Annotated in this window: 12 protein-coding genes and 1 other annotated feature; all 12 genes read right to left on the bottom strand. The window is 44.8% G+C overall.

The window, feature by feature from the left end:
* Positions 1 to 29 precede the first annotated feature (29 nt).
* The 12 genes from fusA to nusG all read right to left on the bottom strand — a co-directional run bounded on the left by fusA (position 30) and on the right by nusG (position 15,149).
* Positions 30 to 2,108 (bottom strand): elongation factor G, encoded by a 2,079-nt coding sequence (fusA, locus tag J9317_RS00745; protein WP_211555730.1) that lies wholly within the window; start codon positions 2,106 to 2,108, stop codon positions 30 to 32.
* Positions 2,109 to 2,161: 53 nt separating this feature from the next.
* On the bottom strand, positions 2,162 to 2,632 hold the full coding sequence (rpsG, locus tag J9317_RS00740; RefSeq protein ID WP_123913221.1) for a 30S ribosomal protein S7: 471 nt from the start codon (positions 2,630 to 2,632) through the stop codon (positions 2,162 to 2,164).
* Positions 2,633 to 2,674: 42 nt separating this feature from the next.
* Positions 2,675 to 3,097, bottom strand: a complete 423-nt coding sequence (gene rpsL, locus J9317_RS00735) for a 30S ribosomal protein S12 (RefSeq protein WP_035406776.1) — start codon at positions 3,095 to 3,097, stop codon at positions 2,675 to 2,677.
* A gap of 107 nt (positions 3,098 to 3,204) precedes the next feature.
* The gene (locus J9317_RS00730; protein ID WP_211555727.1) at positions 3,205 to 3,450 is read right to left on the bottom strand and encodes a 50S ribosomal protein L7ae-like protein; all 246 of its coding nucleotides are present in this window, start codon (positions 3,448 to 3,450) and stop codon (positions 3,205 to 3,207) included.
* A gap of 117 nt (positions 3,451 to 3,567) precedes the next feature.
* Positions 3,568 to 7,167, bottom strand: coding sequence for a DNA-directed RNA polymerase subunit beta' (rpoC, locus tag J9317_RS00725; protein ID WP_211555726.1), 3,600 nt, complete (start codon positions 7,165 to 7,167; stop codon positions 3,568 to 3,570).
* Positions 7,168 to 7,376: 209 nt separating this feature from the next.
* On the bottom strand, positions 7,377 to 10,955 hold the full coding sequence (gene rpoB, locus J9317_RS00720) for a DNA-directed RNA polymerase subunit beta (protein ID WP_211555724.1): 3,579 nt from the start codon (positions 10,953 to 10,955) through the stop codon (positions 7,377 to 7,379).
* 253 nt (positions 10,956 to 11,208) lie between these two features.
* Positions 11,209 to 11,811, bottom strand: a complete 603-nt coding sequence (locus J9317_RS00715; protein WP_211555722.1) for a class I SAM-dependent methyltransferase — start codon at positions 11,809 to 11,811, stop codon at positions 11,209 to 11,211.
* 152 nt (positions 11,812 to 11,963) lie between these two features.
* Positions 11,964 to 12,329 (bottom strand): 50S ribosomal protein L7/L12, encoded by a 366-nt coding sequence (gene rplL / locus J9317_RS00710; RefSeq protein ID WP_211555720.1) that lies wholly within the window; start codon positions 12,327 to 12,329, stop codon positions 11,964 to 11,966.
* 49 nt (positions 12,330 to 12,378) lie between these two features.
* The gene (gene rplJ / locus J9317_RS00705; RefSeq protein ID WP_035406758.1) at positions 12,379 to 12,879 is read right to left on the bottom strand and encodes a 50S ribosomal protein L10; all 501 of its coding nucleotides are present in this window, start codon (positions 12,877 to 12,879) and stop codon (positions 12,379 to 12,381) included.
* A 40-nt stretch (positions 12,880 to 12,919) separates the two neighbouring features.
* Positions 12,920 to 13,066: a sequence feature (ribosomal protein L10 leader region), on the bottom strand.
* 55 nt (positions 13,067 to 13,121) lie between these two features.
* Positions 13,122 to 13,820 carry a 50S ribosomal protein L1 gene (gene rplA / locus J9317_RS00700; protein ID WP_211555718.1) on the bottom strand — a complete coding sequence of 233 codons (699 nt, stop codon included), beginning with the start codon at positions 13,818 to 13,820 and terminating at the stop codon, positions 13,122 to 13,124.
* Positions 13,821 to 14,012: 192 nt separating this feature from the next.
* Positions 14,013 to 14,438: a 50S ribosomal protein L11 gene (rplK, locus tag J9317_RS00695; RefSeq protein ID WP_035406751.1), complete on the bottom strand. Its 426-nt coding sequence runs from the start codon at positions 14,436 to 14,438 to the stop codon at positions 14,013 to 14,015.
* Between the two features lie 177 nt (positions 14,439 to 14,615).
* On the bottom strand, positions 14,616 to 15,149 hold the full coding sequence (gene nusG / locus J9317_RS00690; RefSeq protein WP_211555716.1) for a transcription termination/antitermination protein NusG: 534 nt from the start codon (positions 15,147 to 15,149) through the stop codon (positions 14,616 to 14,618).
* Between the last annotated feature and the right edge of the window lie 4 nt (positions 15,150 to 15,153).

The raw sequence follows: 15,153 nt of genomic DNA, 5'->3' as shown, positions 1-15,153 counted from the left end.
GTTATACTTCAATAAAGGTGTAAAATCAATTACTCGCCTTTATTTTTTTTGATGATTTCTTCAGAAATGGATTTAGGAACTTCTTCGTAGTGATCGAAGTGCATAGAGAATACTCCGCGTCCTTGTGTGTTTGAACGCAACGCAGTTGCATAGCCAAACATTTCAGAAAGTGGAACCATTGCACGAACAACTTGAGCGTTACCGCGTGCATCCATACCTTCAACGCGTCCACGGCGAGAAGTGATATCGCCCATGATATCTCCCATGTACTCATCCGGGATAACTACTTCAACCTTCATAACAGGCTCAAGGATAACCGGATTACATTTGGATACAGCGTTTTTAAGAGCAAGTGAAGCTGCAACTTTAAACGCCATTTCACTGGAGTCAACATCATGGTATGATCCATCAACAAGTGATGCTTTAACGTCGATTAGCTGATATCCTGCAAGAACACCGTTTTTCATTGAATCCTGCAGACCTGCTTGAACAGCTGGTACGTATTCACGTGGAACAACTCCACCGACGATCTTGTTTTGGAATTCGAAGCCTTTTCCTTCTTCGTTTGGTTCGAATTCGATCCAAACGTGTCCGAATTGTCCGCGGCCGCCAGATTGGCGTGCAAACTTACCTTCGACTCTAGCTGAACCGCGGAAAGTCTCACGGTATGCAACTTGTGGAGCACCAACATTAGCTTCTACTTTGAATTCGCGACGCATACGGTCAACGATGATATCAAGGTGAAGCTCACCCATACCGGAGATGATGGTTTGTCCAGTCTCAGGATCAGTATGAGCACGGAATGTCGGATCTTCTTCAGATAGCTTTGTCAAAGCTGTAGACATTTTGTCTTGGTCAGCTTTAGATTTCGGCTCAACTGAAAGAGAGATAACCGGCTCTGGGAAATCCATGGATTCCAAGATTACAAGGCTCTTTTCATCACATAGAGTATCACCAGTTGTTGTATCTTTCAATCCTACTGCAGCTGCGATATCTCCAGAGTATACAGTAGAGATTTCTTCACGGGAGTTAGCATGCATTTGCAGGATACGTCCTACACGCTCACGCTTGCCCTTCGTGGAGTTTTGTACGTAAGAACCAGAGTTAAGTACTCCAGAGTACACACGGAAGAAAGTAAGCTTTCCTACGTATGGATCTGTCATTACTTTGAACGCTAGAGCGGAGAACGGCTCATCGTCACTGGATTTACGAATTACTTCCTCTTCAGAATCCGGAAGAATTCCTTTGATAGCTGGTACGTCAGTTGGTGCAGGAAGGTATTCAAGTACAGCATCCAGCATCAATTGCACACCTTTGTTTTTGAAAGCTGATCCGCAAATAACCGGATAGAATTCAACATCGCAAGTACCTTTACGGATTGCAGCTTTGATCTCATCAACCGTTAGCTCTTCACCGTCAAGATATTTCATCATCAATTCTTCATCAAGTTCTGCTACTGCCTCAATCAGCTTGTTGCGCCATTCTTCAGCAAGTTCTTGATAATCTTCTGGAATTTCTACAGCTTCGGAACGAGTTCCCAAGTCATCTTCGTAGAAATATGCAACGTTTTCTACTAGATCGATAATTCCTTCAAAATTATCTTCAGCACCGATAGGAAGCTGAATCGGATGAGCATTCGCTTGCAGGCGGTCATGCATCGTTTTTACGGAATAAAGGAAATCCGCACCGATTTTATCCATTTTGTTTACGAACACTACACGAGGTACGCCGTAAGTAGTAGCTTGGCGCCAAACTGTTTCAGTTTGAGGCTCAACTCCGGATTGTGCATCAAGAACAGCTACGGCACCATCAAGTACGCGCAGGGAACGTTCAACCTCAACAGTGAAGTCTACGTGTCCCGGTGTATCGATGATGTTAACGCGGTAGCCTTTCCATGATGCAGTTGTAGCTGCAGATGTAATCGTGATTCCGCGTTCTTGCTCCTGTTCCATCCAGTCCATTTGTGAAGCTCCTTCATGAGTTTCACCAATTTTATGGATACGTCCAGTGTAGAACAAGATCCGTTCTGTAGTCGTCGTTTTACCAGCGTCGATGTGAGCCATGATCCCGATATTACGAGTGTTTTCTAAGGAGAACTCTCTTGCCATCTTAGTAACTTCTCCTTCCTATAAAGAGGATTAGTGGGTTTTTTATTTCGATCTTACCAGCGGTAGTGAGCGAATGCTTTGTTCGCTTCTGCCATTTTGTGCGTATCTTCGCGTTTCTTAACAGCAGCACCAGTGTTGTTGGCTGCGTCAAGAATCTCGTTAGCAAGACGCTCTTCCATGGTTTTTTCTCCACGAAGACGAGCGTAGTTTACTAACCAGCGAAGTCCAAGAGTAGTACGGCGGTCAGGACGCACCTCTACTGGTACTTGGTAGTTTGCTCCACCTACACGGCGGGCTTTAACTTCTAGAACTGGCATGATGTTTTTAAGTGCTTGTTCGAACACTTCCATTGGCTCTTTACCGCTGCGCTCCTTGATAGTATCAAGTGCAGAATAAAGAATGGTTTGTGCTTTTCCTCTTTTACCGTCAACCATAATGCGGTTTACCAAACGAGTAACAAGTTTGGAATTGTAAAGCGGATCTGGCAATACGTCTCTTTTTGTAACAGGACCTTTACGAGGCATGTTTTTTTCCTCCTTTCACGAAGTGATTCTATTGGTTTTAATTTATTTTTTTGGAGCTTTAGGACGTTTAGTTCCGTATTTGGAACGACCTTGCATACGGCCATCAACACCAGCAGTGTCAAGCGCACCGCGAACGATGTGGTAACGTACTCCCGGTAAATCCTTTACACGTCCGCCACGGATAAGAACAACACTATGCTCTTGAAGGTTATGTCCGATACCAGGAATGTAAGCTGTAACCTCGATTTGGTTAGTCAAGCGTACACGGGCATATTTACGAAGCGCGGAGTTCGGCTTCTTCGGAGTCATTGTACCAACACGTGTGCATACACCGCGTTTTTGAGGTGAAGATACGTTTGTGTGCTCTTTTTTGAAACTGTTGTAACCTTTGTTCAATGCAGGAGACTTAGATTTTTCAATCTTGCTTACGCGTCCCTTGCGGATTAATTGATTAATAGTAGGCATGTTTTTTCCTCCCTTCTCAAATTCTAAACCCACACATCCAGGTGGTTCATATTTGGGCAAAAACAAAGTCTTTACTTGATTACTCAGGTAAAAACGCGTTTGCTTTATTAGGTAATGGCTACAGCTGCGGCGCCAACTTCAATTCCGCAAGCTTTTCCAAGCTTTTTCATGGAGTCTACTTTTATTACAGAAACGTTCTTATCCGCGGCCATCTGAGCAACGGCAGATGTAATTCGTGGATCGGCGTCCTCCGCAATGAGAAGCTCTTTGACGGAACCTTGCTGAAGTGCCTTCAGCGTTTGCTTTGTACCAACAATAATGTTTGCTGCCTGTGATACTTTTTCATAAGACATTGAAGTATATCCTCCAAAGCAACAGGTAGAATCGAGCACCTTGAATATCTTAACATTGGAAGAGATGGATGTCAACAGAGTTTCCGAAGAAAGCTCTGAAGGCATCCATCTCTCATATTAATCTACGGTAACCGTGTCTTGGCTCGATTGAACTTGAGAGATTGGCTGTACTTTACGGTAGCGGTTCATACCTGTACCGGCAGGAACCAGTTTACCGATGATTACATTCTCTTTTAGTCCGAGAAGCTCGTCACGTTTTCCTTTAATCGCGGCATCTGTCAGGACACGAGTTGTTTCCTGGAAGGATGCTGCAGACAAGAAGGAGTCCGTTTCAAGAGATGCTTTCGTGATACCCAGAAGGACTGGACGGCCTGTAGCAGGACGTTTGCCTCCAATAAGGACTTTTTTATTGGCGTCTGTGAACTGATGAATGTCCAGAAGAGTTCCAGGCAATACATCTGTATCTCCAGCGTCAATAACTCTGATTTTGCGAAGCATTTGGCGAACCATAACCTCTACGTGTTTATCGCCAATTTCTACCCCTTGCATACGGTATACTTTTTGAACTTCACGAAGGAGGTATTCCTGCACGGCTTGAGTATCTTTTACTTTCAGAAGTTCTTTCGGATCGATCGAACCTTCAGTAAGCTCCTGTCCGCGCTTAACTGTATCGCCTTCCGCTACTTTCAGACGTGCATTGTAAGGGGCTGTATACGTACGTGATTCTACATCACCCTGTACAACCAATTCCTGCTGTTTTTCACGAATTTCATTTACTTGGGTTACAACACCGTCAATTTCCGAAATCGTAGCCTGACCTTTAGGGTTACGAGCTTCAAATAGCTCCTGGATACGCGGCAAACCTTGAGTGATGTCATCCCCTGCAACTCCGCCTGTATGGAACGTACGCATTGTAAGCTGTGTTCCCGGCTCCCCGATGGATTGTGCAGCAATGATGCCGACTGCTTCTCCAACTTCTACATCGGAACCGGTAGCCAGGTTGCGGCCGTAGCATCGTTTACATACACCATGGCGTGTATTACAAGTAAATGCAGAACGGATCATGACTTGTTCAATTCCTGACTCAACGATTTGAAGAGCAAGATCTTCAGTGATCAGTTCATTTTCCTCAACAAGAAGAGCTCCTGTTTCAGGATGGTGAATGTTTCTGCGGGCATAACGTCCAATTAGACGTTCCTCAAGTTTTTCAATTACCTCTGTACCCTCTTTGATTGCTTCTGCAAGAAGTCCGCGGTCAGTTCCGCAGTCGTCATCACGAATGATAACATCCTGAGCAACATCAACGAGACGGCGAGTCAGGTAACCTGAATCGGCAGTCTTAAGGGCTGTATCGGCAAGACCTTTACGCGCACCATGGGTAGAGATAAAGTATTCCAATACCGTTAGACCTTCACGGAAACTGGATTTGATCGGAAGTTCGATGATTCGTCCAGCCGGGTTGGCCATCAGACCGCGCATTCCGGCAAGCTGTGTAAAGTTAGATGCGTTACCACGGGCTCCAGAGTCACTCATCATGAAGATCGGGTTGCGCGTATCCAGAGTTTTCATCAGTTTGCCTTGGATCGTATCCTTCGCAGCACTCCAGATAGAGATGACACGCTCATAGCGCTCTTCTTCTGTAATTAGACCGCGGCGGAACTGTTTAAGAACGTTATCTACCTTCGCCTGCGCTTCAGTCAGAATCTCTTCTTTTTCACGCAATACGACGATATCTGCTACACCAACCGTAATACCTGCTTTTGTAGAATATTTGAATCCCAAATCTTTCAGACGGTCAAGCATTTTTGAAGTCTCTGTGATTTGGAACTTTTTAAAGATTTCAGCGATGATGCTTCCAAGGATGCCTTTTTTGAACGGAGGAATCATTTCCTGCTTCGCAATGTGTTCCTTCACGTCCACGTTAGGATCCACGAAGTATTTCTCCGGAGTCTTTTCTTCAATGTTGCCTTTAGTCGGTTCATTCATATAAGGGAATGAATCTGGAAGGATTTCATTGAATACAAGCTTCCCTACAGTTGTTATAAGAAGCTGTTTCCTCTGAGCATCTGTGAATGTTTGATTATCTAGGGATGAAGCCGCTACTGCAACACGGGTATGAAGATGTACATAGCCGTTTTGGTAAGCAATAAGTGCTTCATTCGTGTCTTTGAAAATCATTCCTTCACCGACAGCACCTTCACGCTCCATTGTCAGGTAGTAGTTACCGAGAACCATATCCTGAGATGGAGTAACAACCGGCTTCCCATCCTTAGGGTTCAGGATGTTCTGGGCTGCAAGCATTAGGATACGTGCTTCCGCTTGAGCTTCAGCCGATAGCGGTACGTGAACAGCCATTTGGTCTCCGTCAAAGTCCGCGTTGTATGCCGTACATACAAGAGGATGCAGGCGGATTGCGCGTCCCTCCACAAGAGTCGGCTCAAATGCCTGGATACCAAGTCTGTGAAGAGTAGGAGCACGGTTCAATAGAACGGGATGCTCCCTGATTACGGATTCGAGAACGTCCCAAACCTCAGGCTGCACGCGTTCGATTTTACGTTTCGCACTCTTAATGTTGTGGGCAAGACCTTTTTCCACAAGCTCCTTCATTACAAATGGCTTGAATAGCTCAAGAGCCATTTCTTTAGGCAATCCGCACTGATACATTTTCAGGTTCGGTCCAACTACGATAACTGAACGGCCTGAATAGTCAACACGCTTACCGAGCAAGTTTTGGCGGAAACGTCCTTGTTTCCCCTTAAGCATATGAGAAAGAGATTTTAATGGACGGTTACCAGGACCGGTAACCGGACGGCCTCTGCGTCCGTTGTCGATCAATGCATCCACAGCTTCTTGAAGCATACGCTTTTCGTTTTGAACGATGATGCTTGGAGCTCCAAGATCGAGCAAACGCTTCAGACGGTTGTTACGGTTAATTACCCGGCGATAAAGATCATTCAAATCGGAAGTCGCAAAACGGCCGCCGTCAAGCTGCACCATCGGACGAAGCTCTGGAGGAATGACAGGCAGGACATCAAGGATCATCCAAGAAGGATTGTTCCCGGATCCGCGGAATGCTTCAAGCACTTCAAGACGCTTGATGGCACGGGTACGGCGCTGTCCTTGCGCTGTTTTTAAATCCTCTTTCAGCTGTTCTACATCTTTATCCGGATCGATGTCCATAAGAAGCTTTTTGATAGCTTCTGCACCCATTCCGGCATGGAATGTGCTGCCGTATTTATCACGATATGCACGATATTCTTTCTCGGAAAGAAGCTGTTTCTTTTCAAGAGGAGTATCTCCTGTGTCTGTTACAACATAGGAAGCAAAATAGATTACTTCTTCAAGAGCACGCGGGGACATGTCTAAAACAAGGCCCATACGGCTCGGGATTCCTTTGAAATACCAAATGTGGGATACAGGAGCTGCAAGCTCAATGTGTCCCATGCGCTCGCGGCGGACTTTCGCGCGTGTTACTTCAACTCCGCATCGATCGCAGACTACACCTTTGTAACGGACACGTTTGTATTTTCCGCAATGGCATTCCCAGTCCTTTTGAGGTCCGAAAATACGTTCACAGAACAAACCGTCTTTCTCTGGCTTAAGCGTACGGTAGTTGATTGTTTCCGGCTTTTTCACTTCACCGAATGACCAGGAACGGATCTTATCGGGTGATGCAAGTCCGATGTTCATGTACTCAAAATTATTAACATCTAGCAAGGGGCCTACCTCCCTTTTCATCTTCAGGTTATACCCTTATATCCTGAAGAGTGACTATTCTTTCGTTGCTTGCAGTGCGGCATTAAGGACCAATAGTAAAGGCTTTAGCATCCGCCTCAGGGTGAGACCGGACGCTAAAGCCCGGTTTTTCACCCTAAGGCTGCAGGCTGTATAGCGCGCCTGCTGCTTTGCAGCCATTTCCAATCTATCTATTCTTTCGTAACAGCGTCCTTCTCTTTTTCAGTAGTGACAGCTGCTTCTTCCATTTCGTCTCCTAAAGACAAGCTATCGGAGCCTTGAGGATCTTCATCGTCCTCGGTATCTCTCATTTCAATTTCTTTTTCATCGCCTGAGAGAATCTTAACGTCCATACCTAAGCTTTGAAGTTCCTTAATCAATACTTTGAAGGATTCAGGAACGCCCGGCTCTGGAACATTTTCGCCTTTTACGATGGCTTCGTATGTTTTCACACGTCCTACGACGTCATCCGACTTAACCGTCAGGATTTCCTGAAGTGTATAGGCAGCTCCATAAGCTTCAAGCGCCCAAACCTCCATCTCTCCAAAACGCTGTCCGCCGAATTGAGCTTTACCTCCAAGAGGCTGCTGTGTAACAAGTGAGTATGGTCCTGTAGAACGGGCATGGAGTTTGTCATCAACCATGTGGGCCAGTTTGATCATATACATGATTCCAACGGATACACGGTTATCAAACGGTTCGCCTGAACGTCCATCATAAAGGACTGTTTTAGCGTCTCTCGCCATCCCTGCTTCTTCAAGCGTAGACCATACATCTTCCTCACGCGCACCATCAAATACCGGTGATGCAACATGAATGCCAAGGTAGCGTGCAGCCATTCCCAAGTGAAGCTCAAGGACCTGCCCGATGTTCATACGGGATGGTACACCAAGCGGGTTAAGCATGATATCTACCGGTGTGCCGTCTGGAAGATATGGCATATCTTCTTCCGGAAGGATGCGGGAGATAACCCCTTTATTACCATGTCGTCCGGCCATTTTATCTCCTTCAGAAATTTTACGCTTCTGAACGATATAAGCGCGTACGAGCTGGTTAACACCCGGCGGCAATTCATCTCCGTCTTCACGGTTGAAGACTTTCACATCAAGGATGATTCCGCCACCGCCATGCGGTACTCTTAGGGATGTATCACGAACCTCGCGTGCTTTCTCGCCAAAAATTGCGTGAAGAAGTCTTTCTTCAGCTGTGAGCTCCGTTACACCCTTAGGTGTTACTTTACCAACTAGCAAGTCGCCGTCTTTTACTTCTGCACCGACGCGGATGATTCCGCGTTCGTCAAGGTTGCGTAGTGCATCTTCCCCTACGTTTGGAATATCTCTTGTGATTTCTTCAGGTCCAAGCTTCGTATCACGTGCTTCGGACTCGTATTCTTCAATATGAATCGAAGTGTAAACATCGTCTTTTACAAGACGCTCACTCATGATGATGGCATCCTCATAGTTGTAGCCGTCCCATGTCATGAACGCAACCATAACGTTGCGGCCAAGAGCCAGTTCGCCTTTTTCCATAGATGGTCCGTCAGCAAGGATTTCACCTTTTACTACTTCATCGCCTTCACTTACGATCGGACGCTGGTTGTAGCAAGTTCCCTGGTTGGAACGGATAAATTTCAGCATGCTGTATTTATCAAGGTTGCCCTTAACTTTCTTGCCATCTACTTCTTCATAGCGGCGAACGTAAACGTTTTTCGCTTCTACTTTCTCTACGATACCTGGATGCTTACAGATTACAGCAGCACCTGAATCTTTTCCTGAAACGTACTCCATTCCTGTTCCGACAATCGGAGCTTCCGGCTGCATCAAAGGCACAGCCTGACGCTGCATGTTCGCTCCCATTAGAGCACGGTTGGAGTCATCATTTTCAAGGAAAGGAATACATGCTGTTGCAGCAGATACAACCTGTTTAGGAGATACATCCATGTAATCCACGCGATCGCGGGCTACAACGGTATTCTCACCGCGGAAACGTGCTACGATTCCGTCATCAAGGAATGTACCGTCGTTGTCCAAACGGGCATTCGCCTGTGCTACAACATAGTTATCTTCTTCATCTGCAGTCAGATAATCGATGCGCGCAGTTACTTTTCCTGTATCAGGATCAACACGGCGGTAAGGCGTTTCAATGAATCCGAAACGGTTAACCTTCGCGTAACTGGACAAGGAGTTGATCAAACCGATGTTTGGTCCCTCGGGCGTTTCAATCGGACACATACGGCCGTAGTGGGAGTAGTGAACGTCACGGACTTCAAAGCCAGCACGCTCACGAGTCAATCCACCGGGTCCGAGTGCAGAAAGACGGCGCTTATGGGTAAGCTCAGCAAGCGGATTCGTCTGGTCCATGAACTGAGAAAGCTGAGAGCTTCCGAAGAACTCTTTAATGCTCGCAATAACAGGACGAATGTTAATAAGCTGCTGAGGAGTGATTGTATTTGTATCCTGGATGGACATACGCTCACGAACGACACGCTCCATACGGGAAAGACCGATACGGAATTGGTTTTGAAGCAATTCGCCAACTGAACGCAGACGGCGGTTACCAAGGTGATCGATATCATCTGTGTCGCCTACTCCGTGCAGAAGGTTAAAGAAATAGCTGATGGAAGATAAAATATCAGCAGCCGTAATGTTCTTAACTGCTTCTTCTACATAAGCATTTCCAATCACATTAATGACTTGTTCGCCTTCCGGATCATTTGGAGAGTAGATTTTAATAGATTGTAGAGTTGTTTCTTCCGTTACAACTCCGCCTGCAGGGTTCACTGTTTTGAAGCCTACACCGCTCTCAAGATTGGGAATTATGCGGTCGAGGGTTCTGCGGTCAATGATCGCACCCTTCTCAGCAATAATTTCGCCTGTTTCAGGATCTGCCAGTGATTCTGCAAGACGCTGATTGAAAAGACGGTTTTTAATATGAAGCTTTTTGTTAATTTTATAGCGTCCAACACTAGCAAGGTCATAGCGCTTCGGATCGAAGAAGCGGGACTCCAGCAAGCTTTTCGCGTTATCAACTGTAGGAGGCTCTCCCGGACGAAGGCGTTCGTAGATTTCAAGAAGCGCTTTTTCCGTAGTCTCCGTGTTATCTTTTTCAAGAGTGTTGCGCAGGTACTCGTTTTCACCAAACAAATCGGTGATTTCTTGATCAGAGCCAAACCCTAGGGCACGCAAAAGAACCGTAACTGGCAGTTTCCGAGTACGATCTATCCGTACATATGCGACATCTTTAGCATCGGTTTCGTACTCCAGCCAAGCACCACGGTTTGGAATGACTGTTGCTGTAAAGCCTCTTTTACCATTTTTGTCGACTTTACCGCTGAAATATACACTTGGCGAACGCACTAGCTGAGATACGATAACACGCTCAGCTCCATTGATGACGAACGTTCCAGTTTCCGTCATCAGCGGGAAATCTCCCATGAAAACGTCCTGGTCCTTTACTTCGCCTGTTTCTTTGTTGATCAAACGGACTTTCACGCGCAGCGGAGCAGAATAGGTTACATCGCGTTCCTTAGACTCCTCCACGGAGTACTTCGGCTCACCAAGGCTGTAATCAATAAACTCTAGCGAGAGGTTGCCAGTGAAATCCTCAATTGGAGAGATATCATAAAACATCTCTCTGAGACCCTCATCAAGAAACCACTGATAAGAAGCGGTTTGAATCTCAATGAGATTCGGCAATTCTAATACTTCGCTAATGCGTGCATAACTTCTGCGTTGGCGGTGCCGTCCATACTGAACTAGTTGACCTGTCAACTGATTCACCCCTCAGTTCATGCATATTGGATCTGTAAAAAGCATCAAACTAGTTATCCTAGCAACTTCTGCTTTTACAAGTAAATAACAAAACAAAAAAGGGTTTCTGTTAAGAAAACCACACTTTTTTTAACGAACAGATTCTATAAGTTTTCCCACATATGCTAAATTTATACATTCGTTATGTATTTTAGACATTTGCAGAAATTTAAACATTGGCATTTTATAATATTAACATGCCAAAAAATACGAGTCAATCTTTTTTAGCCCTTATAATATAGTAGCCTTTTTTCTTCTGCACGACGTCTACTTCATCAAAATGCTCTTCCAGTTTTGCAGCTGCAGATGGAGCTCCCTGTTTTTTCTGAATCACAACCCAGAGTTCTCCGCCGGCGCGAAGATATTCATAGCTTTTTTCAAGAATTTCATGAACCACACTCTTCCCGGCTCTGATAGGCGGGTTTGTCAGGATCGCTGCATATTCTTTTCCTTTTACATGCTCGAACAAATTGCTTTGAAAAATTTCGGCATTTGAAATTTGATTTAGTTCCGCATTTTCTTTCGCAAGTTCAACGGCTCTGGAATTAATATCAGCCATGTCTACATCGCGGTTTGGCCATTTTTTCGCAAGCGCGAGGCCTATTGGGCCGTAGCCGCAACCCATATCCAGAATTTTCCCGTCTGCTTCCGGCATTTCAAAAGCCTCGATCAGCACTTTTGATCCGAAATCAACTTCATTTTTTGAAAATACACCTGAATCACTTCGAAAGGTAAAGGAATGGCCAGCCAGATCATAGGTCCAGCTTTTCTTATTGCTTTGAACAGTAGGATTCTCAGAGTAGTAATGATCACTCATCATGTTACCTCCTTTTAGGAGCTGGGAGTTTATTCTATCATTTAGGGGAAGCTGCTTGCCATAAATTAGCCCGCGCTCTAATAAGGATGTTGCCTTCTTAGGAAGAAAAAAGCCCGCTTTCAGCAGCGGGCTTTTTCTTATATAGAAAGGAATTACTTAATTTCTACGCCAGCGCCAACTTCTTCAAGTTTAGCTTTAAGCTCTTCAGCTTCTTCTTTAGCAATGCCTTCTTTAATTGGTTTTGGTGCATTGTCAACCATTTCTTTTGCTTCTTTAAGTCCAAGACCTGTGATTTCACGAACCACTTTGATAACCTTGATTTTTGAAGCTCCAGCAGATGCAAGAATAAGATCGAATTCAGTTTGCTCAGCAGCAGCTTCGCCAGCTCCAGCTCCACCCATCATAGCAACAGGAGCAGCAGCAGTAACACCAAATTCTTCTTCGATAGCTTTAACAAGATCGTTTAGTTCTAGAACTGTCATGCTTTTGACAGCTTCAATGATTTGTTCTTTAGACATTATATTTTCCTCCTTATTTTTCAATCAGTTTTTTTATAGTAATACGGGCTTAAGCGCCTTGTTCTTCTTTTTGCTCAGCAACAGCTTTGCTGACAAGAGCCAGGTTGCGGATTGGAGCTTGAAGAACGCTAAGCAACATAGAAAGCAAGCCTTCGCGTGAAGGAAGTTCAGCAAGAGCTTTGATTTCCTCAGCAGATACTACGTTACCTTCAACAACACCAGCTTTGATTTCCAAAGCTTCGTTCTTTTTCGCGAAGTCGTTCAAGACTTTTGCAGGAGCTACTACGTCTTCTGTGCTGAATGCGATCGCATTCGGTCCAGTTAGAGCGTCGTTAAGTTCCGTAAGCTCAGCTTGTTCAACCGCACGGCGAGTCATCGTGTTTTTGTAAACTTTGAATTCTACGCCAGCTTCACGAAGAGTTTTACGAAGTTCAGTCACCTGACCTACTGTCAGTCCGCGGTAGTCAACTACGATTGTAGATTTGCTGTCGCGGAATTTAGTTGTGATTTCATCAACGATTTGTTTCTTTGTTTCGATAATGCTGCTCATTGTTACACCTCCTGTAGAATGATTGACATTATACCGTTTGTGTTCGCATGAAAAAGCCTCCATGCTAGACATGGAGGCGCCGTTTATACAAAGCAATCAAATGCTAGTCTGTACAATATGGTCACACCTCGGCAGGAAATTAAGCCAGATCGGCACCTGCTGTCTGCGGTATAAATCTCTTATTGAGTTATCGTTTTAATAACAAAATGAATTATATACGAACTTCCATAAGAAGTCAATAATTATTTTACAGAGAAGCTAGAGGAATCAACTTTAACTCCAGGGCCCATAGTGGACGTTACTGCAACACTCTTCATGTAAGTGCCTTTTGCAGCCGCTGGTTTTGCTTTAAGCAATGTGTCAAAGATTGTTCTGAAGTTTTCAACAAGCTTGTTGTCTTCGAATGAAACTTTACCGATCGGTACGTGGATGATACCAGCTTTATCTACGCGGTATTCAACTTTACCAGCTTTGATTTCATTAACAGCTCTTTCAACTTCAAAAGTTACAGTTCCAGTTTTCGGGTTCGGCATTAGGCCTTTAGGTCCCAATACGCGTCCAAGCTTACCTACTTCACCCATCATGTCAGGAGTAGCAACGATTACATCAAACTCAAACCAGCCTTGCTGAATTTTCGTGATGAATTCGGAGTCTCCAACATAATCTGCTCCTGCAGCTTCTGCTTCTTTCGCTTTTTCGCCTTTAGCGAAAACCAAAACCTTTTGAGTTTTACCAGTTCCGTTTGGAAGCACAACTGCTCCGCGGATTTGCTGGTCGTTTTTACGAGGGTCTACTCCAAGACGGAAAGCAACCTCAACTGTTGCGTCAAACTTTGCAGTGTTTGTTTTCTTAGCCAGTTCGACAGCCTCTGTAACAGGGTATGCTTTAGAACGGTCTACAAGCTTTGCAGCTTCTACATATTTCTTGCCTTTTTTAGCCATTTTAAATGTCCTCCTTATGTGGTTTTAGCGGAAATAACCTCCCACAGGTAAAAGCGCAGCTGTCCGGGAAACCCTGGCCAGTGCGTTCGGATGGGGCATTTTCAGCCAGATCCATCCAGGTCACAAATCTGTAAACGAGAATAAAGGCTGCGAACTTGTTAATCCAAACCCGCAACCCTTAAGCATCATCAATTAGTCTTCGATCACAATTCCCATGCTGCGCGCAGTACCTTCAACCATCAACATAGCCGCTTCAACGCTTGCTGCGTTTAAGTCAGGCATTTTTGTTTCAGCGATTTCACGTACTTTGTCACGCTTTACAGTAGCCACTTTATTACGGTTTGGTTCACCAGAACCAGACTCAATTCCAGCTGCTTTCTTAAGCAATACAGCAGCAGGCGGAGTTTTTGTAATAAATGTGAAGGAACGATCTTCAAAAACAGTGATTTCAACTGGGATAATCAACCCAGCTTGTTCAGCTGTGCGTGCGTTAAATTCCTTACAGAATCCCATGATATTCACACCAGCCTGACCCAATGCGGGACCTACTGGAGGAGCCGGATTCGCTTTGCCGGCAGGAATTTGCAATTTAACCATTTTAATAACTTTTTTAGCCACGAGACACACCTCCTTAAGTCCGTGATGTGGTAATAGGGCCTTGCCCTCCCACTCATAACCTCATTCTTTATGTGAATGATTAGGAATAAAATCAAGTTATCTGTCCCACTTTGAGTGAGACACACTGACTTATGAAATATTATCACTTTTCCCAATCTATTTCAAGTTATTTTCTGATTATAATTTATCCACTTGAGAGAATTCAAGTTCAACAGGTGTTTCACGGCCGAACATGTTCACAAGAACTTTAACCTTTTGCTTGTCATGATCGATGTCTTCAATGACACCTGTAAAGTTTGCAAATGGCCCCTCAATTACTTTAACGGTTTCTTTCATTTCAAAGTCGATTTCTACACGGCGCTCATCCATACCCATACGCTTTAGAATGACTTCTACTTCTTCAGGAAGAAGAGCGGTCGGTTTTGAACCGGAACCGGCAGAGCCGACGAAACCTGTTACGCCTGGTGTATTCCGGACCACATACCAGGAATCGTCTGTCATAACGATTTCAACCAATACATACCCAGGGAACACCTTTTTCTTTACAACTTTCTTTTTGCCATTCTTAATATCTGTTTCTTCCTCTTCAGGAACTACGACTCTGAAAATCTTGTCTTGCATTGCCATTGATTCAACACGCTTTTCAAGATTCGCTTTTACCTTATTTTCGTATCCGGAATACGTGTGAACAACATACCAATTTTTCTCCATACAG

Origin of the sequence: Metabacillus flavus (assembly GCF_018283675.1) — a bacterium.
Classification (GTDB): Bacteria; Bacillota; Bacilli; order Bacillales; family Bacillaceae; genus Metabacillus_B; species Metabacillus_B flavus.
This window is presented reverse-complemented; position numbering and strand designations above follow the sequence as displayed.